The organism is Ramlibacter sp. AN1015, from assembly GCF_037726105.1.
GTDB lineage: Bacteria > Pseudomonadota > Gammaproteobacteria > Burkholderiales > Burkholderiaceae_C > Ramlibacter.
In genome coordinates this window covers 149,398-175,833 of sequence record NZ_JBBJUM010000005.1, presented here as the reverse complement: position 1 = coordinate 175,833, position 26,436 = coordinate 149,398, and the positions used below count along the sequence as shown (strand labels likewise).

Here is a 26,436-nt window from a genome sequence, read left to right as displayed (position 1 = left end):
TTGGGGCGGGGCTCCACGCCACGCGCCGGCCCGCGTCACCGCCGAGGCGCAAGGCTGCGGGGAAGGTAGCAGACCGTACAGGTCGTTACAAGCGCGGTCTGAAGAAACCGGCCCGCGTGTTGCGGGCCGGCACCAGCGTCAGGCCGCTGCGGAACCGCCGCCCGCCCGGCTGCGCTGGATCAGCTTGCCTACGGCCAGCACCAGCAGCGCGCCGGCCGCTGCCGCCGCGTACTCCCAGCTCTTGTCGGCCGGGAGGAAGGGCTTGACCGCGGGGTCGGTGTAGGCCATCTGGCCGGCGATCCATCCCAGGAGCATGCCGCCCAGGGTGATGATGATCGGGAAGCGATCCATCAGTTTGAGCACGATCTGGCTGCCCGCCACGATGATGGGAATGCTCACGAGCAGGCCGAAGATCACCAGGCCCAGCTGGTGATCGCCGGCGCTCTCGGCGGCGCCGGCGATGGCCAGCACGTTGTCCACGCTCATTACCAGGTCGGCCACGATCACGGTCTTGACAGCGCCCCAGAGCTTGTCGCTCGGGCTGATGTTGGCGTGCTCGTCCTCGTCTTGCGGCACCAGCAGCTTCACCCCGATCCACAGCAGCAGCACCGCCCCTACCAGCTTCAGGTACGGAACCGCCAGCAGCGCCAGCGCGAAGGCGATCAGCACGACCCGCAGAACGATGGCGCCGGCCGTGCCGTAGATGATGCCCATCCTGCGCTGCGCAGGCGGCAGGCCGCGGCAGGCCAGCGCGATGACCACCGCGTTGTCGCCGCCGAGCAGGATGTCGATGAGGATGATCTGGCCGACGGCGATCCAGAAGGTGGGGGAGGCGAATGCTTCCATGCTAGTTGTGTGCCGCCGGTGGCCCGGCGAGTTGATCTGGCGTTAAGGGCGGACGTGAAGGACGGTCACCGTGCATGGCCGCTGGCCGCGCGAACGGCCAGTGGGCGCCGGCTGGCAAGGAGCGCCAGCCGAGGAGACATTCCCGAGCTTACAGCAGCTTACAGCAGCGCTTTCAACAGCTTGGCCATCTCGGAGGGGTTGCGGGTGACCTTGAAGCCGCACTCCTCCATCACCGCAAGCTTGGCGTCGGCCGTATCGGCACCGCCGGAGATCAGCGCACCGGCGTGTCCCATGCGCTTTCCGGGCGGTGCGGTCACGCCGGCGATGAAGCCGACGATGGGCTTTTTCATGTGGTCCTTGCACCAGCGGGCGGCCTCCGCCTCGTCGGGTCCGCCGATCTCGCCGATCATGATGACGGCGTCGGTGTCGGGATCGTCGTTGAAGGCCTGCATCACATCGATGTGCTTGAGGCCGTTGATCGGGTCGCCGCCGATGCCCACGGCGCTGGACTGACCCAGGCCGATCTCGGTGAGTTGGGCGACGGCCTCATAGGTCAGGGTGCCCGAGCGCGAGACCACGCCGATGCGGCCCTTGCGATGGATGTGGCCCGGCATGATGCCGATCTTGATTTCGTCGGGCGTGATGAGGCCGGGGCAGTTCGGCCCCAGCAACAGCGTCTTCTTGCCGCCCGCGGCTTCCTTGGCCTTCATGCGGTTGCGCACTTCGAGCATGTCGCGCACCGGGATGCCTTCGGTGATGCAGATCGCCAGGTCGAGGTCGGCTTCCACGGCTTCCCAGATCGCGGCGGCGGCGCCCGCCGGCGGCACGTAGATCACCGACACCGTAGCGCCGGTTTGTGCGGCGGCTTCCTTGACCGAGCCGAAGATCGGGATGTCGAAGATCTTCTCGCCGGCCTTCTTGGGGTTCACGCCGGCGACGAAGCAGTTCTTGCCATTGGCGTATTCCTGGCACTTCTCGGTGTGGAACTGGCCGGTCTTGCCCGTGATGCCCTGGGTGATGACCTTGGTGTCTTTGTTGATGTAGATCGACATGGGAATTCCTTCAAGCCTTGACGGCGGCCACGACCTTCTGGGCCGCTTCGGCCATGGTGTCCGCGCTGATGATGGGCAGGCCCGATTCGGCCAGCATCTTCTTGCCGAGCTCCTCGTTGGTGCCCTTCATCCGCACCACCAGCGGCACGTTCAGGTTGACGGCCTTGCAGGCGGTGATGACGCCCGTGGCGATGGTGTCGCAGCGCATGATGCCGCCGAAGATGTTGACCAGGATGGCCTTGACCTTCGGGTTCTTCAGCATGATCTTGAAGGCTTCCGTCACCTTTTCGGGCGTGGCGCCGCCGCCGACGTCGAGGAAGTTCGCGGGCTCGGCGCCGAACAGCTTGATGGTGTCCATGGTGGCCATCGCAAGGCCCGCGCCGTTCACGAGACAGCCGATGTTGCCGTCCAGGCTGATGTAGGCGAGGTCGAACTTGCTGGCCTCGATCTCGGCGGCGTCTTCTTCGTCGAGATCGCGCAGGGCCACGATGTCGGGGTGGCGGAACAGCGCGTTGGAATCGAAGTTGAACTTGGCGTCGAGCGCGATGATGTTGCCCTTGCCGTCGCGGTTCAGGGGGTTGATCTCCACCAGCGAGGCGTCGGTCTCCATGTAGCAGCGATACAGCTTCTTGAAGACATCGACGGCCTGCGCGGTGGAATCGGCCGGCATGCCGATGCCGCTGGCGATCTCGCGGGCCTGCTCGTCGGTGAGGCCCTTCAGCGGATCGGCGAAGACCGTGATGATCTTCTCGGGCGTGGCATGCGCCACTTCCTCGATGTCCATGCCGCCTTCGCTGGAGGCGATGAAGGCGATCTTCTGCGTGGCCCGGTCGGTGACCACCGAGACGTAGTATTCCTGCTGGATGTCGGCGCCGTCCTCGATGTAGAGCCTGCGCACCTTCTGGCCCTCGGGGCCGGTCTGGTGGGTCTTGAGCTGCATGCCCAGGATTTCGCCGGCCAGCCGCTTCACGTCGTCGATGGACTTGGCCACCTTCACGCCACCGCCCTTGCCACGCCCGCCGGCATGGATCTGCGCCTTGACGACCCACACCGGACCGCCGAGTTTCTGCGCGGCCTCTACCGCTTCCTGCACCGTGAACGCCGGGATGCCGCGCGGCACGGGCACGCCGAAGCTGCGCAAGATCTCCTTGCCTTGGTACTCGTGAATCTTCATGAGGAACTCTCTCGGGAAACTTGGGGAGTGCCCGGCGCATGAGGCAGGCCGGGATGCGGGTGCCGAAGCAGCAGCCGCCGACTGTATCATGGTGCGATGCGACAAATGCCCGCTGCCGAGGGCCTCGGCCGGGCTCTCACGCCAGGATGCAGCATGCCCAAAGCGCACAAGGTTTTCATTGACGGCGAGGCCGGCACCACCGGTCTGCAGATCCGCGAGCGGCTCGAGCAGATGCCCGCCGTGGAGCTGGTAAGCATCGCCCCCGCGCTGCGCAAGGACCTGTCGGCCAAGCGCGATCTCATGGCCGCAGTGGACCTGGTGATCCTGTGCCTGCACGACGACGCAGCGCGCGAATCGGCCGCCATGGTCGATGCGATCGAGCGGGCCCGGGGCACCGGTCCCCGGATCATCGACGCATCGACCGCGCACCGCACGGCAGAGGGCTGGGTGTACGGATTTCCCGAGCTCGCGCCCGGCCAGCGCGATGCAGTGGCGGCGGCCCGGCGCGTGAGCAATCCGGGCTGCTACGCCACCGGTGCCATTGCCCTGGTGCGACCGCTGATCGATGCCGGCTTGATCCCCCCCGACTGGCCGCTGCACCTGCCCTCGGTCAGCGGTTATTCCGGCGGCGGGCGCTCCATGATCGAGGACTACGAAGCCGGCCGGGCGCCTGCTTTTGAGCTCTACGCCCTTGGACTGAAGCACAAGCACCTGCCGGAAATCATGCGCTACACCGGCCTTACCCGCCGGCCGATCTTCATTCCTTCGGTGGGCAATTTCCGCCAGGGCATGCTGGTGCAGTTGCCCCTGCACCTGGACCTGCTGCCCGGCAAGCCGTCGGCCCAGGACCTGCACGAGGCGCTGGCACGCCACTATGCAGGCAGCGAGTGGGTGTCGGTCCAGGCTGCCACCGAGTCGGGCAAGCTTGATCCGATGGCACTGAACGACAGCAACCGCATGGTCCTGCGCGTGTTCCACAACATGGATCACCAGCACGCGGTGCTAGTAGCGCAGCTGGACAACCTGGGCAAGGGCGCCAGCGGCGCGGCCGTGCAGAACCTGAAGCTGATGCTGGGTCTCTGAGAACGGGCGGGGGTTCGAAGCAAGCTGCGTAGCGCAGCATCGCGCGAGTTGGGTGGCTTCGTGGCTTCGTGGCTTCGTGGCTTCGTGCGGCGCGCGCTTCGAGGCTTCGTGGGGTTCGCACCCGGTCACGTTCCGTGGGCCTGCGCCCCCTACGCCAGCCCCTCCTCGCCCTCATCGAAGTCGTCCTCCGAAGCGCCGCCGGCCAGCACCTGCCTTATCACCTCGCCCGCGAAGCCGCGCGCAGCCAGAAAGCGCGCATGGCGGGCGCGCTGCGCCGCGTCCTGCGGCGGTGCACCGAACCTGCGCTGCCACACGGCACGTGCACGCGCGAGCTCGGTCGCGCGCAGCTGATGCACCGCATGCGCCACCAGCTCGCTGTCCAGGCCCTTGGCCTGCAGCTCCTGCCGGATCCGTGCCGCGCCCAGCCGGCCCGCCCGTCGGTGCACCACCGATTCGGCGACCCGCGTCTCGTTGATGAAACCCTTCGCCTGCAAATCGTCCAGCACCTCGCGCAGCTCGCCGGGTTCGGTTTCGCGCGCGGCCAGCTTGCGTTCGAGTTCGAGGCGGGAATGCTCGCGCATCGAGAGCAGGCGCAGGGCCCGCCCTTTCAGCGACAGCGGCGCCTGCACCATGGCACCTCTCAGTCGGCGCTGCCTGCACCCTCGGCAGGCGGCAGCAGCGGGATGCCCAGGGATTCGCGAACCTTGTTCTCGATTTCGTAGGCGAGCTCGGGGTTCTCGCGCAGGAACTCGCGCGCGTTGTCCCTGCCCTGGCCGATCTTCTCGCCCTGGTACGCATACCAGGCGCCCGACTTCTCGAGGATGCGGGCGGTCACGCCCATGTCGATGATTTCGCCCTCGCGGCTGATGCCTTCGCCGAACAGGATGTCAAACTCGGCCGTCTTGAACGGGGGAGACACCTTGTTCTTGACCACCTTGACCTTGGTTTCGTTGCCGATGGCCTCTTCGCCCTTCTTGATGGTGCCGGTGCGACGGATGTCCAGGCGCACGGAGGCGTAGAACTTCAGCGCGTTGCCGCCGGTGGTGGTCTCGGGGCTGCCGAACATCACGCCGATCTTCATGCGGATCTGGTTGATGAAGATGACCATGCAGTTGGTCTTCTTGATGGTGGCGGTGAGCTTGCGCAGTGCCTGGCTCATCAGCCGGGCCTGCAGGCCGGGCAGCGAGTCGCCCATCTCGCCTTCGATCTCGGCCTTGGGCACCAGGGCGGCCACGGAGTCGATCACGATCAGGTCCACGGCACCCGAGCGCACCAGGCTATCGACGATTTCAAGCGCCTGCTCGCCGGTGTCGGGCTGGCTGATCAGCAGGCTGGGCAGGTTCACCCCGAGCTTGTTGGCGTACTGCACGTCCAGCGCGTGCTCGGCGTCCACGAAGGCGCAGGTGCCGCCCTGGCGCTGCATCTCGGCGATGACCTGCAGGGTCAGCGTGGTCTTGCCGGACGATTCGGGCCCGTAGATCTCGACCACGCGTCCGCGCGGCAGGCCCCCGACGCCCAGCGCGATGTCCAGACCGAGCGATCCGGTGGAGACGACCTGGATGTCCTCGATCTTCTCGCCTTCGCCGAGCCGCATGATGGTGCCCTTGCCGAACTGCTTCTCGATCTGGGCCAGCGCAGCTTGCAGAGCCTTGGACTTCTCGGTGTCTGCGGGATTGGCGGCGTTGGCGTTGGCCGGCGCGATCTTGCTGCCCTTGACTTGTGCATCCATGGGGAAATTCTCCTTGTGAATCAAATGCTTGCGGTGGCGGCATCCGATGCCCGCCGGATGCGCGCTGGATGCTTGACCAGTACTGTAAAGGCCTGTGAAAGCAGAACTTCCAGTTTTTTGGTCAGTTTGCCTTACGATTTGGAGATGCACGACACCCCCGACGACGGCTGGCGCCGGTCCCATCTCGGACGGCTCCTGGGGCATGCCAGCCGGCGCTTCGACGACCGGGTGCTGCACCTGATGGCGCATGACGCCGACGCGCCGCTTGCGCTCTCACGGCTGGCGGCCCGTGGACAGATCGGCGCAGCCCACATCCACATCACGCGGCACCTGGCGCTGCAGGGTTCCCGCCTCACCGAACTCGCCGCGGTGGCCGGCATGACCAAGCAGGCCATGGGCGATCTCGTCACCCAGTGCGAAGCCTGGGGGCTGGTGCTGCGCGAGCCCGACCCGGCCGATGCGCGGGCGCGCCTGGTGCGTTTCACCCCCGATGGTCTCGCCTGGCTGCAGGCTTTCCGCGCCGCGGTCGATCAGGCCGAAGCCGAGTTCCGCGCCGAGGTCGGCGAAGCGGTGGCGACGGTGGTCACCATGGGCCTGGAGGCCTGGGCTGGCCCGGCCGCCTAGAATTTCCCTGCAGCCACGCGCCAGACGCGGCTCTTGGAGACAAGCATGCGCATTCTCATCGCGGAAGACGACCAGGTGCTCGCCGATGCCCTGCTGCGCAGCCTGCGGGCCGCGGGAGCGGCTGCAGACCAGATCTCCAGCGGCAGCGAAGCCGACGCGGCGCTCCTGACCAACAACGAGTTCGATCTCCTGATCCTCGACCTCGACTTGCCGCGGCTGCATGGCCTGGAAGTGCTGCGGCGCCTGCGGGCGCGTGGCTCGACGATCCCGGTCCTGATCCTCACCGCGGCCGACAGCGTCGAAGAGCGCGTGAAGGGGCTGGACCTCGGCGCCGACGACTACATGGCCAAGCCCTTTTCGCTTCAGGAGCTCGAAGCGCGCGTGCGCGCCCTCACGCGGCGCGGCATGGGCGGCACCAGCAGCACCATCCGCCACGGGCCGCTGGTGTACGACCAGACCGGCCGGGTGGCCACCATCGAAGGCCGCACGCTCGAGCTGTCGGCGCGCGAGCTGGGGCTGCTCGAAGTGCTGCTGCAGCGCGCCGGCCGCCTGGTCAGCAAGGACCAACTGGTCGAGCGGCTGTGCGAATGGGGCGAGGAGGTGAGCAACAACGCCATCGAGGTGTATATCCACCGCCTGCGCAAGAAGATCGAGAAGGGTCCGATCCGCATCGCCACGGTGCGCGGCCTCGGCTACTGCCTCGAAAAGATCCCCGGCTGAACGCCATGGCGGTGCGCCTCTTCCAGCGCGAGCAGCGGTCGCTGTTCGGCGAGATCCTCGACTGGATGCTCACGCCGCTGCTGCTGCTGTGGCCGATCAGCCTGGCCCTGACCTGGGTGGTCGCCCAGAGCATCGCGGGCAAGCCCTTCGATCGAGCTCTGGAACACAGCGTGCAGGTGCTCGCGCAGCGGGTGCGCACCCACGACCGGCAATCGACCACGCCTCTGGCTACCGCAGGCGACGTCCTGCTGCGCACGGACGACAGCGACCAGGTCTGGCACCAGGTGCTCGGTCCGGGCCGCACGCTCCTGAGCGGAGACCGCGACCTGCCTGCCCCGCAGCGCGAGCAGCCGGCCGTGTTCGGCGAGGTGCTGCTGCGCGACGACCACATGCGCGATGAGTCGGTGCGCGTGGCCTACACCTGGCTGCTGCTGCAAAGCGGGGAGTCCGTTCTGGTGCAGGTCGCAGAAACGCGCGGCAAGCGCTCGGTGCTGGCCACCGAGATCATCAAGGGCGTCATGCTGCCGCAGTTCATCATCCTGCCGCTGGCCGTGCTGCTGGTCTGGCTGGCGCTGGTGCGGGGCATCAAGCCGCTGTCGCAGCTCGAGGAGCGCATCCGCGCCCGCAGTCCTGACGACCTGTCGCCGCTGGACGAGAAGGCGGTGCCGCAGGAGGTGGCACCCCTGGTGTCCTCGGTCAACGACCTGCTGACGCGCCTGAAGGACTCCATCGCCACCCAGAAGCGCTTTCTGGCGGGCGCCGCCCACCAGCTCAAGACGCCCTTGGCGGGGCTGCGCATGCAGGCCGACCTGGCGCAGCGCGAGGACACCAACGCCGAGGCCCTGAAGCAGTCCCTCAAGCAGATCGGCCGCGCCAGCATGCGGGCCACCCACACGGTCAACCAGCTGCTGGCGCTGGCGCGCGCGGAAGCGAGCGGCCAGTCGATGGCCGTGCAAACCTGCGACCTGGCCGAGCTCACGCGCAACGCGGTGCAGGAGTGCCTGCCCCGTGCGCTGGAGCGGCGCATCGATCTCGGCTACGACGGGCCAGGTCCGGGCGCAACCGGCGTGCGGCTGCAGGGGAACCCGACCCTGATCAAGGAAATCATCGCCAACCTGCTGGACAACGCCCTCAACTACACGCCGTCGAGCGCAGCCCAACCCGGGGTGATCACCGCGCGGGTGGTCCCCTACCCTGCGGCCGGGATGGTGCTGCTGCAGGTCGAGGACAGCGGCCCCGGCATTGCCGAGGCCGATCGGGAGCTGGTGTTCCAGCCGTTCTACCGCGTGCTCGGCTCCAATGTCGATGGCTCGGGCCTGGGCCTGTCCATCGTGCGCGAGATCGCGCGCCAGCACGGCGCCGAGATCCGCATCGATGAAGCGCGTCCGGGCGCCTCACCACCGGGCACGCGCATCAGCGTGCGCTTCCCTTTGCGAGAAGCCGCTCTGCTGCCCGCCTGAGCGCCGCCGAAGACCACAGCCAAAGACGGGCTTCGGCGCGAGGCAGGTGGCGACCGCCCGCCACGCCGAGCTGCGCGTCGGCCCGCCTCAGGCCGCCGCGCGGTACAGGTTCAGCTGGAGCCGCTCGCGCTCGATCACGCGCGCCACCGCCGGCAGCTGCGCGAGCTTCTGTGCCTGTGCCCAGAGCGTCGGCAGGCTGGTCGGATCGATGCCGGCGATGCCGCCCCAGCGCAGCACCGTGAGGGCATAGGCGTCGAGCGGCCCGACGCGCTCGCCTGCCAGCCACGGTTGCCCCTGCACGACCGCGGTCGAAGCGAAAGCCTCCAGCTCCTGCAGCAGCGTGCGATAGCTTGCGACCGCGAACTGCTTCACGGCCGCCTGCGCCTGCGGGTCCGAGGTGAACTTCTCGGGCATGAAGACATGCGTGAAGGTCGGGTGAACGGTGTTGTTCACCCACGCGAGCCGCTCCATCACCCGCGCGCGGGCCAGGGCGTCGGTCGGCAGGAAGCCTTGCTCGGGAAAGCGGTCGTGCAGGTAGCCCACGATCGCAACGATCTGCGTGATCACCGCGTCGCCATCGACCAGCACCGGAACCTGTCCGCGCGGGTTGATCGCGCGGTAGGCCTCGCCGTGCTGCTCGCCCTTGTGCAGCTTCACCATCACCGGCTCGAAGCTCGCGCCGGCGAGTTCGAGCAGCACGTGCGGCACGAAGGAACAGGCGCCCGGGGCGAAATACAACTTCATCGTCATCTTCTGGTCTCCAAGGAAGTAAACATCAACCGCAGGGCCGCAGCGCGTGGCCCGCCAACGCCGCGCGCAGCGGCTCGATGCGGCCCTGCAGCGCAGCGTCGGCCGCCAGCAGACGCAAGGCCGGCCCGCTGCGTCCCGCGCGCTCCTGCACGACGGTAGCGGTGCGCACCCCCCGCAGCGCCAGCGCTTCCAGCCGCTCGCGCGCCTCGGCTTCGCTCGCAAAGCCGCCGAGCGAGAGCCCCGGCTCGAGTGCCGCACTTGCCAGCGCCTCGAACGGAACGCCGCGCTGGCGCAACTCGGCGCGTTTGCGTTGCAGGTGTTCGACGCTCGCATAGCGCCCCATGTAGACGATCCAGCGCGGCGGCTCCGTCGCGTCCTCCAGCTGCCAGCTGCCGGCGGGCCAGTGCACCAGCAGCTCGCCCAAACGGACGGCGGTGTCCGCATCGAGGACGTCCGATGCGAGGCAGCTCACCGTGGCCGCGGGGGCTGCGGAGTGGGCGACGCGCAAGGGCCCCGCCGCCGTGGCGCTGCCGACGCCTTCGCGGCGCGGCACGACCTGCAGCAGCTCGGGCCGGAGCTGGCGCTCCAGGCGTTGCGGCTCGGATTGCGGCGTCGGTCCGGCGCCCCAGGCGCGCAAGAGGCCCTGAGCCCAGGCGAACCAGGCCACATTGGCCAGAAGCAGCAAGAGGACCACGACGCGCATGTGAGAAGGCCGGAATCAGGCCGCCGGCGCGGGGCGCACGCTCACTTCGGAACTGGTGACGGAGATCATGCCCGCCGCAGTATGCACCAGCAGGGCGCCCTGTCCGGTCACCCCGCAGGCCGTGCCCACCGTGCCGTCGCTGAGCACCACCGGGCGGCCGCGCAGCAGGTCGCGCGTTGCGAAACGCGCGGCAAACGCGTCGAATCCTGCCCTCTCGAACTCCAGCAGCGCCTGCAGCAGCGCCGGGCCGACGCGCGCGAGGACGGCTCCAGCGTCTGCATCGGGCCAGAGCTCGCGCAGTGCCGCCGCTGCGGTGGACAGTCCCTGCGCGGAGCGCGCAGCGATGTTGATGCCGACGCCGATCACGGCATGGCGGCGCAGGGCGCCGCCGCCGGAGGCCGTGGCCGTCTCGACCAGGATGCCGCCCAGCTTGCGCCCACCGATCCACAAATCGTTCGGCCACTTCAATTCGACGGCCGCGTGCAGCGCCTCGGCCACCGCCACGCCTGCCGCCAGGGACAGGCCCGACCAGTCCTGCGGCGCAAGCGGCAACCCGAGCGAGCAGGTGAGCGAGTCGCCCACCGCGCTTTGCCAGCTGCGCCCCAGACGGCCGCGGCCGGCCGTCTGCTGCTCGGCCACCAGCAGGACGGCGTCGCAGTGCCCGGCACGGGCGCGGCGCATCAGCTCGGAATTGGTGGAGTCGATGGTCGGCGCGATCTCCAGGCGCGCTCCGGGCAGCAGCGCCGCGAGCCGCTCGCCCACGACCTGCGCTGGCCAGTCGATGGCGCCGTTCACCGCCGGCGCTTGGGCGCCAGCAGGGTGCCCCGGCAGTTCGGCGCGCCGCACCAGCAGGGGTACTCCGCCTTCAGTTTCTTCGTGTACGGCTCGTCGATGATCAGGCCGTAGTCGTAGTTCAACTCCTCACCGGCGCGGATGTTGCGCAGCGCCTTGATGAAGATGCGGCCTTCTTCTTCGTCGGCTTCGCAGTTGGGGTCGCAGGAGTGGTTGATCCAGCGCGAGGTGTTGCCGCCGCGCAGCGCGTCGATGACGCGATCTTCGTCCACGTGGAAATAGAAGGTGTGGTTCGGGTCTTCGGGGTCGTGCGGGTGGCGGCGCTGCGCCTCTTTCCAGCTGATGATCTCGCCGACGTACTCGATGATGGTCTCGCCTTCGGCGATGTCCTGCACCGCGAACACCCCGCGCCCGTGAATGCCTGACCGGCGCGCCTGGATCTTGCGGCCCCGCCCACCCTGTGCTGCTGCCATCTGCGGAAACTCTGGTAAGTTGAATGTGTGCACATGCGCGTGTACGCGTACGCGCGAGAGCCGAGATTGTAGGAACAACCCGTTGCCCGGACGTCTCTGACCCCGGGGACCAACCCATCCAGCCGAAACATGAGCAAGACACTCGTCATTGCCGAGAAACCATCCGTCGCGCAGGACATCGTGCGCGCGCTCACGCCGGTCGCGGGCAAGTTCGACAAGCACGACGACCACTTCGAGAACGACCGGTACGTGGTCACCAGCGCCGTCGGCCACCTGGTGGAGATCCAGGCGCCCGAGGAGTTCGACGTCAAGCGCGGCAAGTGGAGCTTCGCGCACCTGCCGGTGATTCCGCCGTACTTCGACCTCAAGCCCGTCGATAAGACCAAGAGCCGGCTCAATGCGGTGGTCCGGCTGGCCAAGCGCAAGGACATCACCGAGCTGGTGAACGCTTGCGACGCGGGACGCGAGGGCGAGTTGATCTTCCGCCTGATCGAGCAGTACGCCGGCGGCGCCAAGCCGCTGGGCAAGCCGGTGCGGCGCCTGTGGCTGCAGTCGATGACGCCGCAGGCGATCCGCGACGGCTTCGACAAGCTGCGCACCGACCGGCAGATGGAGGGCCTGGCCCACGCGGCGCGCTCGCGCTCCGAGGCCGACTGGCTGGTCGGCATCAACGGCACGCGCGCGATGACGGCTTTCAACTCGCGCGACGGCGGCTTCTTCCTCACGACCGTGGGCCGGGTGCAGACACCCACGCTGGCCGTGGTGGTCGAGCGCGAAGAGCAGATCCGCAAGTTCGTCAGCCGCGACTACTGGGAAGTGCACGCCAGTTTCGCCGCCGAAGCGGGCGAGTACGCGGGCAAGTGGTTCGACCCCAGGTGGCGCAAGCATCCCGAGGATGCCGAGCTCAAGGCCGACCGGGTGTGGACGCAGCGCGAGGCGCAGGCCATCGCAGATGCCGTGCGCGGCAAGCGCGCCACGGTCACCGAAGAGTCCAAGCCGACCACGCAGGCCTCGCCCCTGCTGTTCGACCTCACCTCCTTGCAGCGCGAGGCGAACGGCCGCTTCGGCTTCTCGGCCAAGACGACGCTGGCGCTGGCCCAGAGCCTGTACGAGCGCCACAAGGCGCTGACCTACCCGCGAACCGATTCACGCGCGCTTCCCGAGGACTACCTGGCGACGGTCAAGCAGACCATGCAGGTGCTGGCCGAGAGCGGCATGGGGCACCTGGCCCCGTTCGCGCGCCAGGCCCTGGACCAGGGCTACGTCAAGCCGACCAAGCGCGTGTTCGACAACACCAAGGTCAGCGACCACTTCGCCATCATCCCAACGCTGCAGGCACCCAGCGGCCTGTCCGACGCCGAGCAGAAGCTCTACGACCTGGTGGTGCGGCGCTTCCTGTCGGTGTTCTTCCCGAGCGCCGAGTACCTGGTGACCACCCGCATCAGCCAGGTCGAGCAGCACAGCTTCCGCACCGACGGCAAGGTGCTCGTGCGCCCGGGCTGGCTCGCCATCTGGGGCAAGGAGGCCGACGTCGAGGGCGACGAGAACAGCAAGGTGCTGGTCGCCGTCCAACCCGGCGAGAAGGTGCTGGCGCAGTCGGTGGAGGCCAAAGGCCTGAAGACCCGGCCGCCGGCACGCTACAGCGAGGCGACGCTGCTGGGCGCGATGGAGACCGCAGGCAAGAACATCGAAGATGAAGAGCTGCGCGAAGCGATGCAGGAGAAGGGGCTGGGCACGCCAGCCACCCGCGCCGCCATCATCGAAGGCCTGATCAACGAGAAGTACATGCTGCGCGAGGGCCGCGAGCTCATTCCCACGGCCAAGGCCTTCCAGCTGATGACGCTGCTGCGCGGCCTCGGCGTGGAGGAATTGTCTCGGCCCGAGCTCACCGGCGAATGGGAGTACAAGCTCGCGCAGATGGAGCGCGGCCAGCTCAGTCGGGATGCATTCATGCAGCAGATCGCCGAGATGACGCAGCGCATCGTGCAGAAGGCCAAGGAGTACGACCGCGACACCGTGCCCGGCGACTACGCCACCCTGCAGACGCCCTGCCCCAACTGCGGCGGCCAGGTGAAGGAAAACTACCGGCGCTACAGCTGCGTCGGCCGCAGCGGCACGGGCGAGGACGCCTGCGGCTTCTCGTTCACCAAGATGCCGGCGGGGCGGGCCTTCGAACTGGGCGAGGTGGAGCAGTTCCTGCGCGACAAGCGCATCGGTCCGCTCGAGGGCTTCCGCTCCAAGGCCGGTTGGCCGTTCACCGCCGAGATCGCGCTGCGCTACGACGAAGAAGAACGCAACTGGAAGCTCGAGTTCGACTTCGGCGACGAGACCGACCCGTCGGAGACCGGCGAGCTGATCGACTTCAGCGGACAGGAAGCGCTGGGGCCCTGTCCCAAGTGCGGCGCGCAGGTGTTCGAATTCGGCAAGAACTACGTGTGCGAGCGCAGCGTGCCGACACCGCAACAGGCGGTTCCCAGCTGCGATTTCAAGAGCGGCCAGATCATTCTGCAGCAGCCCATCGAGCGCGCGCAGATGCACAAGCTGCTCACGCAGGGCAAGACCGATCTGCTGGACAAGTTCGTCTCCACGCGCACCCGACGCGCCTTCAAGGCGTTCCTGGCCTGGGACGCGGAGGCCGGCAAGGTGAACTTCGAGTTCGAACCGCGGGCCAGCAAGTTCCCTCCGCGCAAGACCGCGGGGCGCACGGGCGCTTCGGCGCCGGCAGCGAAGGTCGCGCCGGTCGCCAAGGCCGCGCGGGCCGCAGCCACGGGCGGCGCCGCCAAGCCGGCGAGCCGGAAAGCCGCGGCACCCGCGAAGTCCGCGGCAGGCAAGAGCGCGGCTGCGAAGAAGTCCGCTCCGAAAGCCCCGCGCAAGACCGCCGGAACGCTGATGCCGAGCCCTGCACTCGCAGCCGTAGTGGGCAGCGAGCCGGTGGCGCGCACCGAGGTCATCAAGAAGCTGTGGGACTACATCAAGGCGAACGGCCTGCAGGACGCGACCAACAAGCGCGCGATCAACGCAGACGACAAGCTTCGGGCGGTGTTCGGCAAACCCCAGGTCACGATGTTCGAACTCGCCGGATTGGTCGGCAAGCACCTGCAGGCGCAGGGCTGAGTGAGCGCTGCGGGCCGCAGGCGTCCTGCCATCGGCGCCGCCGGCCTCGGCCCAGGACCTGCGGCGCGCAAGAGCCGCCCTTAGCGCCCCCGTACGGCGCGGCGCCGCGCAGGGTGCGCGTCCCACTCGGGCAGTCCGGCCGACTCGCCCGCTTCCTTCACATCGGCCACCGCATCGAGGAAGTCCTGCAGCAGGGCGCTGTCGTCGATGGTTCCACTGGCGCCCGGCTGGTGCCACTCGGGGTGCCACTGCACGGCGGCGATGTAGCTGCCGCGCGGGTCCTTGCGCCGGATCGCTTCCACCACGCCGTCGCTGTGGCTCACGGCCTCCACGACGAACTCGTCGGCCAGTCGCTTGACGCCCTGATGGTGGATGCTGTTCACGCGCACCCGCTCGACACCCGGGTACAGCGAGGCGAGCCGGGTGTCCGGGACGATGTCGATGCTGTGGAAGTTGTGGTCGTAGATGCTGGCGTCGCGGTGCACCAGCGCGTCGGGGACCTGCGTGTCGATGTCCTGCCAGAGCGTGCCGCCGAACGCGACGTTCAGCAGCTGCAAGCCGCGGCAGATGCCGAATACCGGCTTGCCGTGCGCCACGAACGCCTCGACCAGCGCCTTGTCGTACTCGTCGCGGATGCGGTCCCCCGACCAGCGCTCCTCGAGTGGCGCCTCGCCGTAGCTGCCGGGCCAGACATCGGCGCCGCCATGCAGCACCAGCCCGTCGAGCCACTGCGCGTAATGCTCGTAGGTGACGCCGCCGCGCGCCGTGCTGCCGGTGGGACACGGCACCATGACCACCATCGCGCCGGTGGACATCAGCCAGTGCGCCACGGTCTGCTCGACGTACTGCAGCGTCTTGCCGGTGAAGAGCGAGCGCGCGGGGTCGGCATGGGAGAAGCACGCCGACAGCGCGATCTTGAGCCGGCTGTGGACGCGCTGGGGGCGCGTCGATCGCGCGGCACCGCTTGTGCTGCGCGGTGCCTGGGCCGACGCCGCGCCGCCGCCCGCCTGTGCATCCGCTACCTCCGAACGCACGCCATCCGATGGGTCAGCCCGATCCCTGTCCATACGCGCCACCTTACGTCGGCAGCACCCACTGCGGCGTAGGACGAACGGCAGCGCAGGGCCGCAGCCTCGCCCGTCGTGCTGCGCCTACAACAAGCCTGTGCGCCGGCCGGCCCGCCGCCCGGCATCGGCCAAGCTTTGCGAGACGCGCTGATGCCGCTGCGACCCCAGCAGGCGGTTGCCGAGCAAGACGCCGCCGGCCATGAGCCCGGCTGCCAGGGCAATCGACGAAGCCGGCATGGCACGCACCATGTTGGTCGTCATCGCGCCCGTGCGCGGCGCCATGAGCGCCAGGCGCCGTCGGGCCATCTTGGCGCCCAACTCCGCCAGCCGTTCGGGCATGACGCGCTCGGCTTCGGGCAGTGCGATGGTTTCCTCGTCCGCGACGTGGTGCATGACGTCTCGCATGAGCTCCATGACGCACTCGTCGTACCGCGTATCGGTCGGCTCCATCGAGCGCAGCTGGGTAATGAGGCGGCGCATCTCGTTGTGCTCGGGCACGGCCTTGTGCAGGAATTCGCTGTCGCTGACCGAACGCAGGGCGGGATAGAAGATCTCCTCCTCGAGCTGCGCGTGTACTTCGAGGGAGAGGCAGATGGTGTTGACCAGACCCTGCTTCACGCGCGCCGGGCTCGAGATCTGGTACTGGTGAAAGGTGGTCAGCACGTGGGCATGGTCGGTGCGGATCATGCTGGTCGCGAAGGGCGACACGCGCTCGAGGAGGGCATTCATGGCGTCGGGACTCCTGTCATTCGGAGCCCCGGTTGTAGATGCCCGAAGGCAGGGCCGGTGTAGGTCGGCTGCGCATGCGACACCACGGCGGGGACGACGCCGCGCACGTGTTACGAACGACATCCGTCGCGCCACGTGGGCACGCGCACGGCTGCCCCGTCACCCCAGGGGGTGTGGCACCTGCCAGCTCAGGTGGAAGCCGCCTCGGCGCGGGCCAGCACCTCGCGCACCACCGCCGGGTCGAGCCCGTACATGTCGGCGAAGGCATCGACCTCCTGGCCGCTGGCGCGAAATGCGCGCACCAGGGCTTCGTGCCGCGCCGTGGCCTCGGCCCGCTGCGCGAAAGCTTCGTCGAGCAGCGCGAGCGCCGCAGGATCCTGGGTGCGCACGCGCTCGAGATAGCCTTCTCGGTCGAGGCCCGAGGCCTCGACGGCGCCGACCAGCCGCGCCACTGCCCAGGCTCGCGCCTTGTCGGCGTCGCGGACCTGCCGGCGCCGCCAGATTTCCATGATGGCGTGGTGCACATGCTCGGGGGCGACGGGCTCGACCGGATTTCCGTCGAGGTCGTGGCGGGCTTCGCCCTGCGCCACGGCCTCGAGGTAGCGCGACGATCGCACATGCTGGCCGAGCGCCTGCTTCAGATCCTCTTTCGCGAAGGCATCCGGGTGGCGGGCCATCAGGTCTTCGAAGATGCCGAGCTTCAGCGGCAGGAAGCGGGCACCGAACAGCCGCGGGTGCAGCTCCCACAGGCGCTGCAGCAGCGGGTGCGTCTGGCGCTGCGGGCGCGCCGTCTGCCGGGCCACCTTGTTCTTTGGCTTGGTTTCACTCATGAGGGTGCGACTGTAGCCGCCCCGGCGGCACAATCGCCCGCATGAAAATCGAAAAAGACACGGTCGTCACGATGCGTTGCCGCATCGCGGACGAGAAGGGCCAGCTGATCCAGGACGGCAAGCAGCCGATGACCTATCTGCACGGTGGCTACGACAACACCTTCCCGAAAATCGAGCAGGCGCTCGCGGGGCGCGGCGCCGGCGAGCAGGTGTCGCTCACGCTGGCGCCCACGGACGGCTTCGGCGAGCGCGACGAATCGCTGCTGCGCACGCTGCCCAGGAGCGAGTTCCCGCCGGGGGTGAAGGTGGGCGGCCAGCTCGAACTGCCCGGGCCGCAGGGCGAGCCCCACCCGTTCACGGTGACCAAGATCAAGGGTGACACGGTGCTGCTGGACGGCAACCATCCGCTCGCCGGGCGCACGCTCAAGCTGTCCATCACGGTGGGGTCGGTGCGTGCCGCGAGCGCCGAGGAAATCGCCCATCGCCACGTGCATGGAGAGGGCGGGCACCACCACTGAGCAGGGCACACGGCGGCATGCGTGCCGGCGCATCCTTCAGCCCGCCGGGACCCGCGCCCCGAGCGCTTCGGCCCCGGCCTTGCGATGCCCTGCACCAAGCGAAGGAACAATGAAAAAGCGCCCTGCCGGGCGCTTTTTCGTGGTCGGGTCGGTCTGCCGGTTCAGCGGCCTGCCACCACCCGCACCATCTCGAGCACCTTGTTGGAGTAGCCCCACTCGTTGTCGTACCAGCTCACCAGCTTGACGAAGGTGCCGTCCAGGGCGATGCCGGCGTCGGCGTCGAAGATCGAGGTGCGCGGATCGCCGCGGAAGTCGGTCGCCACCACCTTGTCTTCGGTGTAGCCCAGGACACCCTTGAGCGGCCCTTCGGACTGCGCCTTGAACTCCGCGCAGATCTCCTTGTAGCTGGCCTCCTTGTTCAGCTCGACCGTCAGATCGACGACCGACACATCGGAGGTCGGCACGCGGAAGGCCATGCCGGTGAGCTTCTTGTTCAGCTCGGGGATCACCACGCCCACGGCCTTCGCCGCTCCGGTGCTGGAGGGAATGATGTTCTCCAGGATGCCGCGGCCGCCGCGCCAGTCCTTGTTGCTCGGGCCGTCCACCGTCTTCTGCGTGGCCGTGGCCGCGTGCACGGTGGTCATGAGGCCACGCTTGATGCCCCACTTGTCGTTGAGCACCTTGGCCAGCGGTGCCAGGCAGTTGGTAGTGCACGAGGCATTGGAGATGATGGCTTCGCCGCGGTAGGTCTTGTCGTTCACGCCGAAGACGAACATGGGCGTGTCGTCCTTGGAGGGCGCCGACATGATTACCTTCTTGGCGCCCGCGTCGATGTGCTTCTGGCCGCCTTCCTTGGTCAGGAAGATGCCGGTCGATTCGACCACCACCTCGGCGCCGATCTCGTTCCACTTCAGCTCCGCCGGGTCCTTGACGGCGGTCAGCCGGATGCGCTTGCCGTTGACCACGAGCGTGTTGCCATCGACGCTCACCTCGCCGTCGAAGCGGCCGTGCACGCTGTCGTAGCGCAGCATGTAGGCAAGGTAGTCGGGCTCGAGCAGGTCGTTGATGCCGACCACTTCGATGTCCTCGAAGTTCTGGACCGCGGCGCGAAACACCATGCGGCCGATCCGGCCGAAACCGTTGATACCGATCTTGAGCGTCATGAACTTGTCCCGTTCTGGAGTGGATAAACCGTTCAGTGTCCGAGCACCGCGCGGACGGTCTCGGCCACGTTCTCGGGCGTGAAGCCGAAATGTTTGAAGAGTACGCTGGCGGGCGCCGATTCGCCGTAGGTGTCGATGCCAACAACCGCTGAGCAACCGTACTTCCACCAGAAGTCGGTCACGCCGGCCTCGACCGCGACACGCGGCACGCCCTGCGGCAGCACGCTTTCCTTGTACGCACGATCCTGCCGGTCGAAGGCGGTGGTGCTGGGCATGGACACCACACGCACGGCGACGCCCTGCGCCGCCAGCTGCTCCTGGGCCTTGAGCGCCAGCTGCACCTCGGAGCCGGTGGCGATCAGCACCGCCTGCGGCTTGCGCGACAGCCCCACCTCGGCCGCCTCGGCCAGCACGTAGCCGCCGCGGCGGATGTCCTCGAGCGTGGCCTTGGGGGCATAGGGCAGGTTCTGGCGCGACAGCAGCAGCGCGGTGGGACGCTGCGCGTTCTGCAGTGCCACCGCCCAGGCCACTGCGGTCTCGGCGGTGTCGCACGGACGCCAGACGTCCAGCCCCGGAATCAGGCGCAGGCTCGCGGCATGCTCGATCGACTGGTGGGTGGGCCCGTCCTCACCCAGGCCGATGGAATCGTGCGTGAAGACGTGCACCACCCGCTGCTTCATCAGCGCCGCCATGCGGATGGCGTTGCGGCTGTAGTCGCTGAAGGTGAGGAAGGTGCCGGCATAGGGGATGAAGCCGCCGTGCAGCGCGATGCCGTTCATCACCGAGGCCATGCCGAACTCGCGCACGCCGTAGTTGATGTGGCGCCCGATGCGGCCCTGCTCGTCGCGCTGTGGCGCGCCAGTCGCGTCGAAGCGCAGCGGCGGCGTGCTCTTGGTGTTGGTGAGGTTGGAGCCGGTCAGGTCGGCGCTGCCCCCCAGCAGCTCGGGCAGGGCAGCGGTGAGGGCCTCGAGCGCCAGCTGCGAAGCCTTGCGCGAGGCGACCGTTTCGCTCTTGGCGTCGGCCGCGATGGCGATTTCGTGCGCGATGCGGGCGAAATCCTGCGGCAGTTCGCCGCGCACACGCCGCTGGAATTCGGCGGCGAGTTCGGGGAAGGCCTGCTGGTAGGCCGCGAAGCGCCCGCTCCAGTCGTTCTGCAGCGCCTGGCCCTGCTCGCGCGCGTCCCAGTCGGCATAGACCTCCTGCGGCACCGTAAAGGCTTCGTGGGGCCATCCGAGGTGCTCGCGCGTCAGGCGGATCTCGTCGTGGCCGAGCGGCTCGCCGTGGCATTTGGCGGTGTTGGCGCGGTTGGGGGAGCCCTTGCCGATGTGCGTCTTGGCGACGATCAGCGTCGGCGCATCCTGCTGGTCGCGCGCAGCGGCGATCGCCCGATCGACCGCATCGACGTCGTGGCCGTCGATGGGCCCGACCACGTTCCAGCCGTAGGCGCGAAAACGCGCCGGCGTGTCGTCGCCGAACCAGGGCGTGACCTGGCCATCGATGGAGATGCCGTTGTCGTCGTAGACCACGATCAGCTTGTTGAGCTTCCACACGGCCGCGAGCGCGCACACCTCGTGGCTGATGCCCTCCATCAGGCAGCCGTCGCCCGCGAAGACATAGGTGTGGTGATCGACGATGGTGTGGCCTTGGCGGTTGAATTCCGCCGCCATCAGCTTCTCGGCAAGCGCGAAGCCGACGGCGTTGCCCAGACCCTGGCCGAGCGGCCCGGTGGTGGTCTCGACGCCAGGCGTGATGCCGACTTCCGGATGTCCCGGCGTCTTGCTGTGCATCTGGCGGAAGTTCTTCAGCTCCTCGATCGGGAGCGCGTAACCGGTCAGGTGCAGCAGCGAATACACCAGCATCGAGCCATGGCCGTTGGACAGCACGAAGCGATCGCGGTCGCACCACGCAGGATCGGCCGGGTTGTGGCGCAGATGGCGGCCCCACAAGGCGACCGCGATGTCGGCCATGCCCATGGGCGCACCCGGGTGTCCCGAATTGGCGTGTTGAACAGCATCCATGGACAGGGCGCGGATCGCGCTCGCCATCTGAAGGGGGTTGGCCATCGGGGGCAGCTCCGGAAAAGGCGGAAAAGAGGCGGGGATGAGATCGGGGGAAACCCGGCATTTTAGCGGTGAGGCCCGGCGGGCCCGGCCGACGCCGCCGCTGCCTGGCCATGGTCTAAAGTCGCCGCGATGCGCGCTCTCCACCTCACTGCCGACCTGTACCGCTGCCGCTGCGACCCCCGCTTGCTTCGCGAGCCCGAGCGGCTGCGGGCGGTCTGCCTGCAGCTGCTGGAGGCGGCGGCCGCCCGCCCGGAAGGCGATTTGTTCCACGCCGCGGCGGGCGGCGGACTCGCCGGCTGCGTGCTCCTCGCGCAGGGACAGATCGGTGTGCGCACCGATCCCGCGAGCCGCACCGCGGCGCTGGACGTGGTGCACGCGCTCGGCACCGACGGTGACGCGGGCCCGGCGCGCGCGCTCATGGACGCCTTGATCGCCTCGCTGGCACCGGAGTGGAGCGAGCAGCGTTCGCTGGACCGGGGAGAGGACACGTGAGCGCCGCCGTCCTGACCGCGGCACCTGCCCAGGCGATGGTGCTGGCCGCCGGCCGCGGCGAGCGCATGCGTCCCCTGACCGACACCTGCCCCAAGCCGCTGCTTCCGGTGCGCGGCAAGCCGCTCCTGCGGTGGCACCTGGAGGCGCTGGCCGCGGGCGGCGTGCAGCAGGTGGTCGTGAACACGGCCTGGCTGGGCGAGCAGATCGAAGCGGCTTTCGGCTCCATGCTGGCGCCACCTCCCGACACCGCGGCGCCGGAACACGCCTGTCACGGCACGCCGCCGGACATCGCCCGCCCCGGCGCGGCGCTGCGCATCGCCTACTCGCACGAGGGCCGCGATTTCGGCTGCGCCCTGGAGACGGCCGGTGGCATCGTCCGTGCCCTGCACTTGCTCGACGAGGTGTTCTGGGTGGCTGCCGGCGACGTGTTCATGCCGGGGTTCGGCTTCGCGCGCGCCGACCGTGAACGCTTCGCAGCGGGCACGGCTTTGGCCCACCTCTGGCTGGTGCCGAACCCGCCGCAGCATCCCCGCGGCGATTTCGGCCTCTCCGACGACGGCCGCGCCCTCAACGAAGCCACGCAGCGCTATACCTTTTCGACCGTCGCCCTGTATCGCAAGGCCTTCTTCGCGCAGCTTGCGCCCGGCAACCCGCAGGGGTTGAAGTTGCCGCTCGCCCCGATGCTGCGCGCCGCCATGGACAATGGCCAGGTGACGGCCGAACTCTGGAACGGCCCCTGGACCGATGTCGGAACGCCCGAACGATGGGCCCAACTGAACGCATCATGAGCACCACCCTGTACGCAGAACGTCGCGCCCGCGTGGCCCGCGCCCTCGGGCCCGACGGCATCGCGCTCATCCCCACCGCCCCGGAGCGTCCGCGCAACCGCGACAGCGACTTCCTCTACCGGCACGACAGCTACTTCTACTACCTGAGCGGCTTCACCGAACCCAACGCCTGGCTGGTGATCACCGGCGACGGCCGGAGCACGCTGTTCTGCGCACCCAAGGACCTCGAGCGCGAGATCTGGGACGGCTATCGGCTCGGTCCGCAGGCCGCGCCCGCGGCTCTCGGCGTGGATGCGGCGCACGCGATCGGCGAGCTCGACGATCGCATGCCGCGGCTGCTGGAAAACCGCGATGCCGTGTGGTTTCCGTTCGCCATCCACGACGGACTGGAGGCGCAGGTGGCCGGCTGGCTGGCGCGGGTGCGTGCGCGCGTGCGCTTCGGTGCGCTGTGCCCGCAGCAGCAGCGCGACCTGTGCGGCGTGCTCGACGAGATGCGGCTGGTCAAGGATGCCCACGAGCAGGACCTCATGCGGCGAGCCGCCGCCATCAGCGCGCGCGCCCATGTGCGGGCCATGCGCACCAGCGCGCGCATGCTGCGCGATGGGCTCGACGTGCGCGAGTACCACCTCGACGCCGAACTGCTGCACGAGTTCCGCCTCGGCGGCTCGCAATACCCGGCCTACGGCTCGATCGTGGCTGCCGGTGCGAACGCCTGCGTGCTGCACTACCGCGCCGATGCCGCACCCGTGCGCCCGGGCGAACTGGTGCTCATCGACGCCGGCTGCGAGCTCGACGGCTATGCCAGCGACATCACGCGCACCTTCCCCGCCGACGGGCGCTTCACGGGAGCGCAGCGCGCCCTCTATGAACTCGTGCTGGCGTCGCAGGACGCCGCCGTAGCCGCCACGCGTTCCGGGGCGCGCTTCACCGATCCGCACGACGCCACCGTGGCGGTGCTCGCCCAGGGGCTGCTCGACCTCGGCCTGCTCGATCCGGACAAGGTGGGCAGCGCGCAGGACGTCATCGAGCGCCGCGCGTACTTCCAGTTCTACATGCACCGCACCGGCCACTGGCTGGGGATGGACGTGCACGACTGCGGCAGCTACGTCGAACCGGGCGAGGCGGCAGAGGCGAGCGAGCGCAAGGACCCGCTGTCGGGCGAAACGATCCGCAACCGGCCGAGCCGCATCCTGCGCCCGGGCATGGTGCTGACCATCGAGCCCGGCCTGTACGTGCGGCCCGGCGAGGGCGTGCCCGAAGCGTTCCACAACCTGGGCATCCGCATTGAGGACGATGCGATCGTGACCGAGGGGGGGTGCGAGCTCATCACGCGAGACGTGCCGGTGCGCCCGGACGAGATCGAAGCGCTGATGCGCGGCTAGCGCCACATGTGAGCTGCGCCAGAGCCGCGGCCTGGAGGCATGAACGCTATCGATAGCCAAGGGAAATTCAATTCGCGTTGGCCATTGCGAATGCCTATCATTTGCGCAGTCTCCAACGCTGCACGAACGACACCATGGCCCGCATCGCCCTCGCCCAACTGCCTACGCTCCGCAAGACGGCCAGCTACCTGCTCCTGCACATGATGGTCGCGATCCTCGTGGCCTATGCGGTAACCGGCAACCTCATGGTCTCGCTGACCTTGAGCCTGATCGAGCCTGCGGTGCAGGCCGTCGCGTTCTTCTTTCACGAGAAGGCGTGGGAACGGCGTGCAGACCGAGGTGCCGCGCCGCCGGTGCCCGCCTGAAGCTGGAGTGCTCCTGAGCTCCTGAGCTCTTGATGTCCTCAGCCGCCGCAGCAGCCCCGAAGGCCAGCCCCGGGGCCGCGAAGAGGCCGCGCAAGGCGGGGTCTACAATCCGCGACCACAGAACAGCACGGCCGCAGCCGCGTGGCGCCCGTGCCTGCCGGAGACGTCTCACATGACCGCCACCCCGCCGGCTCCGCCGGAAGACAAACGCGCACTGCTGCGCCAGGCCGCCCTCGAATACCACGAGTTTCCGACGCCCGGCAAGGTCGCCATCCAGGCCACCAAGCAGCTGATCAACCAGCACGACCTTGCGCTCGCCTATTCACCCGGAGTCGCTGCGCCCTGCGAGGAGATCGTCAAGGATCCGGCCAACGCCTTCCGCTACACCAGCCGCGGCAATCTGGTGGCGGTGATCACCAACGGCACGGCCGTCCTGGGTCTGGGCGATATCGGGCCGCTCGCCGCCAAGCCGGTGATGGAAGGCAAGGGCGTCCTCTTCAAGAAGTTCGCCGGCATCGATGTCTTCGACATCGAGATCAACGAGAAGCACGACCTGGACAAGCTGGTCGATGTCATCGCCGCACTCGAGCCGACTTTCGGCGGCATCAACCTCGAGGACATCAAGGCGCCGGACTGCTTCTATGTCGAGCGCAAGCTGCGCGAGCGCATGAAGATCCCGGTTTTCCACGACGACCAGCACGGCACCGCGATCGTGGTCGGCGCGGCCATCATCAATGGCCTGAAGGTGGTGGGCAAGAAGATCGGGGAGGTGAAGCTGGTCACCTCGGGCGCCGGCGCCGCGGCGCTTGCCTGCCTGCAGCTGCTGGTGAAGCTCGGCCTGCCGCGCGAGAACATCTTCGCCACCGACCTCGCCGGTGTGGTTTACGAAGGTCGTACCGAGCTGATGGACGAGGACAAGATCCAGTTCGCGCAGAAGACCTCGGCACGTACGCTGGCCGAGGTCATCGAAGGCGCCGACATCTTTCTCGGCCTGTCGGCGGGCGGCGTGCTCAAGCCCGACATGGTGCGTTCGATGGGGCCGAAGCCGCTGATCCTGGCCCTGGCCAACCCGAACCCGGAGATCGCCCCTGACGAAGCGGTCGCCGTGCGCCCCGACGCCATCCTCGCGACCGGCCGCACCGATTACCCGAATCAGGTCAACAACGTCCTGTGCTTCCCCTACATCTTCCGCGGCGCGCTCGATTCGGGCGCCACCACGATCACCGTGGAGATGGAAATCGCAGCCGTGCACGCGATTGCCGAGCTGGCTCAGGCCGAGCAGAGCGAGGTGGTCGCTGCTGCCTATTCCGGCCAGCAGCTCGCCTTCGGGCCCGAGTACCTGATCCCCAAGCCCTTCGATCCGCGGCTGATGATCAAGATCGCGCCGGCCGTCGCCCGCGCCGCCGCCGAGAGCGGCGTGGCGCTGCGCCCGATCGCGGACATGGACGCCTACCGCGAACGCCTGCAGAGCTTTGTCTACGCCTCCGGCACCACGATGAAACCCATCATCGCGGCCGCCCGGACGGCCGCGAAGAAGCGCGTCGCCTACTGCGAAGGCGAGGAAGAGCGTGTGCTGCGCGCCGCGCAGATCGTGGTGGACGAGCGCATTGCCCGGCCCACGCTCATCGGCCGGCCCGCGGTCATTGCCGCCCGCGTGGAGAAGTTCGGGCTGCGCCTGCGCGAGCAGATCGACTACGACGTCGTCAACGTCGAGCAGGACGCACGCTACCGGGACTTCTGGCAGACCTACCACCGCATGACCGAGCGCAAGGGCGTGACGGTGCAGATGGCCAAGATCGAGATGCGTCGCAGGCTCACGCTGATCGGCGCGATGCTGCTGCACAAGGGCGAGGTCGATGGAATGATCTGCGGCACCTGGGGCGTGACCCAGCTGCACCTGAGCTACATCGACCAGGTGATCGGCCGCCGCGCCGGCTGCCACACCTACGCCTGCATGAACGGGCTGATGCTGCCGGGGCGGCAGATCTTCCTGGTGGACACCCACGTCAATTACGACCCGAGCGCCGAGCAGTTGGCCGAAATCACCGTCATGGCGGCCGAGGAGATGATGCGTTTCGGCATCAAGCCGAAGGCGGCCCTGCTGTCCCACTCCAACTTCGGCAGCAGCAACCAGCCCAGCGCCGCCAAGATGCGGCAGGTGCTGGACCTGCTGCGCCTGCAGGCGCCCTGGCTCGAAGCCGATGGCGAGATGCATGGCGACGTGGCGCTCGATGGCGCGGCCCGCATGCGCCTGATGCCCAACAGCAGCCTCGCCGGGGATGCTAACCTGCTGGTGCTGCCCAACATCGACGCCGCCAACATCTCCTACAACCTGCTCAAGACGGCTGCCGGCGGCAACATCGCCATCGGCCCGGTGCTGCTCGGAGCAGCTCAGCCTGTGCATATCCTCACGGCCAGCACCACGGTGCGCCGGATCGTCAACATGACAGCCCTGACAGTGGCGGATGCGAACGCGAGCAGGTAACGCATCGAGCGATAGCTGGCGCTAACTCAGAGCG

Annotated in this window: 24 protein-coding genes and 1 pseudogene; 11 read left to right on the top strand and 14 right to left on the bottom strand. The window is 68.4% G+C overall.

Annotation, left to right across the window (positions count from 1 at the left end; all coding sequences use genetic code 11):
* Window positions 1-138 precede the first annotated feature (138 nt).
* From WG922_RS10150 to sucC, 3 genes are all read right to left on the bottom strand, one after another.
* Window positions 139-846: a TerC family protein gene (locus tag WG922_RS10150; protein WP_340282448.1), complete on the bottom strand. Its 708-nt coding sequence runs from the start codon at window positions 844-846 to the stop codon at window positions 139-141.
* A 158-nt stretch (window positions 847-1,004) separates the two neighbouring features.
* Complete coding sequence (gene sucD, locus WG922_RS10145; RefSeq protein WP_340282447.1) at window positions 1,005-1,898, bottom strand: succinate--CoA ligase subunit alpha; 894 nt, start codon at window positions 1,896-1,898, stop codon at window positions 1,005-1,007.
* A 10-nt stretch (window positions 1,899-1,908) separates the two neighbouring features.
* Window positions 1,909-3,072: an ADP-forming succinate--CoA ligase subunit beta gene (gene sucC / locus WG922_RS10140; protein WP_340282446.1), complete on the bottom strand. Its 1,164-nt coding sequence runs from the start codon at window positions 3,070-3,072 to the stop codon at window positions 1,909-1,911.
* 153 nt (window positions 3,073-3,225) lie between these two features.
* On the opposite strand from sucC, the gene argC reads away from it, so the two are divergent.
* Window positions 3,226-4,155, top strand: a complete 930-nt coding sequence (gene argC / locus WG922_RS10135) for an N-acetyl-gamma-glutamyl-phosphate reductase (RefSeq protein WP_340282445.1) — start codon at window positions 3,226-3,228, stop codon at window positions 4,153-4,155.
* Window positions 4,156-4,304: 149 nt separating this feature from the next.
* Here the strand turns inward: argC and recX are convergent, their stop codons facing one another.
* Window positions 4,305-4,787: a recombination regulator RecX gene (recX, locus tag WG922_RS10130; protein ID WP_340282444.1), complete on the bottom strand. Its 483-nt coding sequence runs from the start codon at window positions 4,785-4,787 to the stop codon at window positions 4,305-4,307.
* A gap of 8 nt (window positions 4,788-4,795) precedes the next feature.
* Entirely contained in the window at window positions 4,796-5,884 is a 1,089-nt protein-coding gene (recA, locus tag WG922_RS10125) for a recombinase RecA (RefSeq protein WP_340282443.1), read from the bottom strand.
* A gap of 144 nt (window positions 5,885-6,028) precedes the next feature.
* Between recA and WG922_RS10120 the strand changes: the two genes are divergently transcribed.
* The 3 genes from WG922_RS10120 to WG922_RS10110 are packed head-to-tail and all read left to right on the top strand — an operon-like array spanning window position 6,029 to window position 8,688.
* Window positions 6,029-6,508: a MarR family winged helix-turn-helix transcriptional regulator gene (locus WG922_RS10120; protein WP_340282442.1), complete on the top strand. Its 480-nt coding sequence runs from the start codon at window positions 6,029-6,031 to the stop codon at window positions 6,506-6,508.
* Window positions 6,509-6,553: 45 nt separating this feature from the next.
* Window positions 6,554-7,228 carry a response regulator transcription factor gene (locus WG922_RS10115; RefSeq protein ID WP_340282441.1) on the top strand — a complete coding sequence of 225 codons (675 nt, stop codon included), beginning with the start codon at window positions 6,554-6,556 and terminating at the stop codon, window positions 7,226-7,228.
* Between the two features lie 11 nt (window positions 7,229-7,239).
* Entirely contained in the window at window positions 7,240-8,688 is a 1,449-nt protein-coding gene (locus WG922_RS10110) for a sensor histidine kinase (protein WP_340282634.1), read from the top strand.
* A gap of 87 nt (window positions 8,689-8,775) precedes the next feature.
* Here WG922_RS10110 and WG922_RS10105 read toward each other — a convergent pair whose 3' ends face one another.
* Genes WG922_RS10105 through WG922_RS10090 form a run of 4 tightly spaced genes read right to left on the bottom strand, consistent with a single transcriptional unit; the run spans window position 8,776 to window position 11,406 of the window.
* Window positions 8,776-9,438 (bottom strand): glutathione S-transferase family protein, encoded by a 663-nt coding sequence (locus WG922_RS10105; RefSeq protein WP_340282440.1) that lies wholly within the window; start codon window positions 9,436-9,438, stop codon window positions 8,776-8,778.
* A gap of 25 nt (window positions 9,439-9,463) precedes the next feature.
* The gene (locus tag WG922_RS10100) at window positions 9,464-10,141 is read right to left on the bottom strand and encodes an SPOR domain-containing protein (protein WP_340282439.1); all 678 of its coding nucleotides are present in this window, start codon (window positions 10,139-10,141) and stop codon (window positions 9,464-9,466) included.
* A gap of 15 nt (window positions 10,142-10,156) precedes the next feature.
* Window positions 10,157-10,936, bottom strand: a complete 780-nt coding sequence (locus WG922_RS10095) for a biotin--[acetyl-CoA-carboxylase] ligase (RefSeq protein WP_340282438.1) — start codon at window positions 10,934-10,936, stop codon at window positions 10,157-10,159.
* Window positions 10,933-11,406, bottom strand: coding sequence for an SET domain-containing protein (locus WG922_RS10090; RefSeq protein ID WP_340282437.1), 474 nt, complete (start codon window positions 11,404-11,406; stop codon window positions 10,933-10,935). The genes WG922_RS10095 and WG922_RS10090 overlap by 4 nt, the downstream gene beginning before the upstream one ends.
* Window positions 11,407-11,535: 129 nt before the next feature.
* On the opposite strand from WG922_RS10090, the gene WG922_RS10085 reads away from it, so the two are divergent.
* Window positions 11,536-14,520 carry a DNA topoisomerase III gene (locus WG922_RS10085; protein WP_340282436.1) on the top strand — a complete coding sequence of 995 codons (2,985 nt, stop codon included), beginning with the start codon at window positions 11,536-11,538 and terminating at the stop codon, window positions 14,518-14,520.
* Between the two features lie 60 nt (window positions 14,521-14,580).
* Here WG922_RS10085 and WG922_RS10080 read toward each other — a convergent pair.
* From WG922_RS10080 to WG922_RS10070, 3 genes and pseudogenes are all read right to left on the bottom strand, one after another.
* A pseudogene (locus WG922_RS10080) lies at window positions 14,581-15,434 on the bottom strand (gamma-glutamyl-gamma-aminobutyrate hydrolase family protein); the annotation flags it as partial.
* A 237-nt stretch (window positions 15,435-15,671) separates the two neighbouring features.
* Window positions 15,672-16,316 (bottom strand): hemerythrin domain-containing protein, encoded by a 645-nt coding sequence (locus WG922_RS10075; RefSeq protein ID WP_340282435.1) that lies wholly within the window; start codon window positions 16,314-16,316, stop codon window positions 15,672-15,674.
* A gap of 188 nt (window positions 16,317-16,504) precedes the next feature.
* The gene (locus tag WG922_RS10070) at window positions 16,505-17,146 is read right to left on the bottom strand and encodes a ProQ/FinO family protein (RefSeq protein ID WP_340282433.1); all 642 of its coding nucleotides are present in this window, start codon (window positions 17,144-17,146) and stop codon (window positions 16,505-16,507) included.
* A gap of 41 nt (window positions 17,147-17,187) precedes the next feature.
* On the opposite strand from WG922_RS10070, the gene WG922_RS10065 reads away from it, so the two are divergent.
* Complete coding sequence (locus tag WG922_RS10065; protein WP_340282432.1) at window positions 17,188-17,664, top strand: FKBP-type peptidyl-prolyl cis-trans isomerase; 477 nt, start codon at window positions 17,188-17,190, stop codon at window positions 17,662-17,664.
* A 161-nt stretch (window positions 17,665-17,825) separates the two neighbouring features.
* Here the strand turns inward: WG922_RS10065 and gap are convergent, their stop codons facing one another.
* Both gap and tkt read right to left on the bottom strand, forming a co-directional pair.
* Window positions 17,826-18,827, bottom strand: a complete 1,002-nt coding sequence (gene gap / locus WG922_RS10060) for a type I glyceraldehyde-3-phosphate dehydrogenase (RefSeq protein ID WP_340282431.1) — start codon at window positions 18,825-18,827, stop codon at window positions 17,826-17,828.
* A gap of 32 nt (window positions 18,828-18,859) precedes the next feature.
* The gene (tkt, locus tag WG922_RS10055; protein ID WP_340282430.1) at window positions 18,860-20,890 is read right to left on the bottom strand and encodes a transketolase; all 2,031 of its coding nucleotides are present in this window, start codon (window positions 20,888-20,890) and stop codon (window positions 18,860-18,862) included.
* A gap of 129 nt (window positions 20,891-21,019) precedes the next feature.
* On the opposite strand from tkt, the gene WG922_RS10050 reads away from it, so the two are divergent.
* The 5 genes from WG922_RS10050 (at window position 21,020) to WG922_RS10030 (ending at window position 26,402) form a co-directional block, all read left to right on the top strand.
* Window positions 21,020-21,382: an S-adenosylmethionine decarboxylase family protein gene (locus WG922_RS10050; RefSeq protein WP_340282429.1), complete on the top strand. Its 363-nt coding sequence runs from the start codon at window positions 21,020-21,022 to the stop codon at window positions 21,380-21,382.
* 35 nt (window positions 21,383-21,417) lie between these two features.
* Window positions 21,418-22,170 carry a nucleotidyltransferase family protein gene (locus WG922_RS10045; RefSeq protein WP_340282632.1) on the top strand — a complete coding sequence of 251 codons (753 nt, stop codon included), beginning with the start codon at window positions 21,418-21,420 and terminating at the stop codon, window positions 22,168-22,170.
* Complete coding sequence (locus WG922_RS10040; protein ID WP_340282428.1) at window positions 22,167-23,552, top strand: aminopeptidase P N-terminal domain-containing protein; 1,386 nt, start codon at window positions 22,167-22,169, stop codon at window positions 23,550-23,552. The genes WG922_RS10045 and WG922_RS10040 overlap by 4 nt, the downstream gene beginning before the upstream one ends.
* Before the next feature lie 134 nt (window positions 23,553-23,686).
* On the top strand, window positions 23,687-23,917 hold the full coding sequence (locus tag WG922_RS10035; RefSeq protein WP_340282427.1) for a DUF2061 domain-containing protein: 231 nt from the start codon (window positions 23,687-23,689) through the stop codon (window positions 23,915-23,917).
* 172 nt (window positions 23,918-24,089) lie between these two features.
* Window positions 24,090-26,402, top strand: a complete 2,313-nt coding sequence (locus WG922_RS10030) for an NADP-dependent malic enzyme (RefSeq protein WP_340282425.1) — start codon at window positions 24,090-24,092, stop codon at window positions 26,400-26,402.
* The last annotated feature ends 34 nt before the right edge of the window (window positions 26,403-26,436 follow it).

What these genes read in the sequence shown, in the direction of transcription:
- WG922_RS10150 (WP_340282448.1), bottom strand. Translation starts at nt 846, where the DNA reads ATGGAAGCATTCGCCTCCCCCACCTTCTGGATCGCCGTCGGCCAGATC.
- sucD (WP_340282447.1), bottom strand. Translation starts at nt 1,898, where the DNA reads ATGTCGATCTACATCAACAAAGACACCAAGGTCATCACCCAGGGCATC.
- sucC (WP_340282446.1), bottom strand. Translation starts at nt 3,072, where the DNA reads ATGAAGATTCACGAGTACCAAGGCAAGGAGATCTTGCGCAGCTTCGGC.
- argC (WP_340282445.1), top strand. Translation starts at nt 3,226, where the DNA reads ATGCCCAAAGCGCACAAGGTTTTCATTGACGGCGAGGCCGGCACCACC.
- recX (WP_340282444.1), bottom strand. Translation starts at nt 4,787, where the DNA reads ATGGTGCAGGCGCCGCTGTCGCTGAAAGGGCGGGCCCTGCGCCTGCTC.
- recA (WP_340282443.1), bottom strand. Translation starts at nt 5,884, where the DNA reads ATGGATGCACAAGTCAAGGGCAGCAAGATCGCGCCGGCCAACGCCAAC.
- WG922_RS10120 (WP_340282442.1), top strand. Translation starts at nt 6,029, where the DNA reads ATGCACGACACCCCCGACGACGGCTGGCGCCGGTCCCATCTCGGACGG.
- WG922_RS10115 (WP_340282441.1), top strand. Translation starts at nt 6,554, where the DNA reads ATGCGCATTCTCATCGCGGAAGACGACCAGGTGCTCGCCGATGCCCTG.
- WG922_RS10105 (WP_340282440.1), bottom strand. Translation starts at nt 9,438, where the DNA reads ATGACGATGAAGTTGTATTTCGCCCCGGGCGCCTGTTCCTTCGTGCCG.
- WG922_RS10100 (WP_340282439.1), bottom strand. Translation starts at nt 10,141, where the DNA reads ATGCGCGTCGTGGTCCTCTTGCTGCTTCTGGCCAATGTGGCCTGGTTC.
- WG922_RS10090 (WP_340282437.1), bottom strand. Translation starts at nt 11,406, where the DNA reads ATGGCAGCAGCACAGGGTGGGCGGGGCCGCAAGATCCAGGCGCGCCGG.
- WG922_RS10085 (WP_340282436.1), top strand. Translation starts at nt 11,536, where the DNA reads ATGAGCAAGACACTCGTCATTGCCGAGAAACCATCCGTCGCGCAGGAC.
- WG922_RS10075 (WP_340282435.1), bottom strand. Translation starts at nt 16,316, where the DNA reads ATGAATGCCCTCCTCGAGCGCGTGTCGCCCTTCGCGACCAGCATGATC.
- WG922_RS10070 (WP_340282433.1), bottom strand. Translation starts at nt 17,146, where the DNA reads ATGAGTGAAACCAAGCCAAAGAACAAGGTGGCCCGGCAGACGGCGCGC.
- WG922_RS10065 (WP_340282432.1), top strand. Translation starts at nt 17,188, where the DNA reads ATGAAAATCGAAAAAGACACGGTCGTCACGATGCGTTGCCGCATCGCG.
- gap (WP_340282431.1), bottom strand. Translation starts at nt 18,827, where the DNA reads ATGACGCTCAAGATCGGTATCAACGGTTTCGGCCGGATCGGCCGCATG.
- tkt (WP_340282430.1), bottom strand. Translation starts at nt 20,890, where the DNA reads ATGGCCAACCCCCTTCAGATGGCGAGCGCGATCCGCGCCCTGTCCATG.
- WG922_RS10050 (WP_340282429.1), top strand. Translation starts at nt 21,020, where the DNA reads ATGCGCGCTCTCCACCTCACTGCCGACCTGTACCGCTGCCGCTGCGAC.
- WG922_RS10045 (WP_340282632.1), top strand. Translation starts at nt 21,418, where the DNA reads ATGGTGCTGGCCGCCGGCCGCGGCGAGCGCATGCGTCCCCTGACCGAC.
- WG922_RS10040 (WP_340282428.1), top strand. Translation starts at nt 22,167, where the DNA reads ATGAGCACCACCCTGTACGCAGAACGTCGCGCCCGCGTGGCCCGCGCC.
- WG922_RS10035 (WP_340282427.1), top strand. Translation starts at nt 23,687, where the DNA reads ATGGCCCGCATCGCCCTCGCCCAACTGCCTACGCTCCGCAAGACGGCC.
- WG922_RS10030 (WP_340282425.1), top strand. Translation starts at nt 24,090, where the DNA reads ATGACCGCCACCCCGCCGGCTCCGCCGGAAGACAAACGCGCACTGCTG.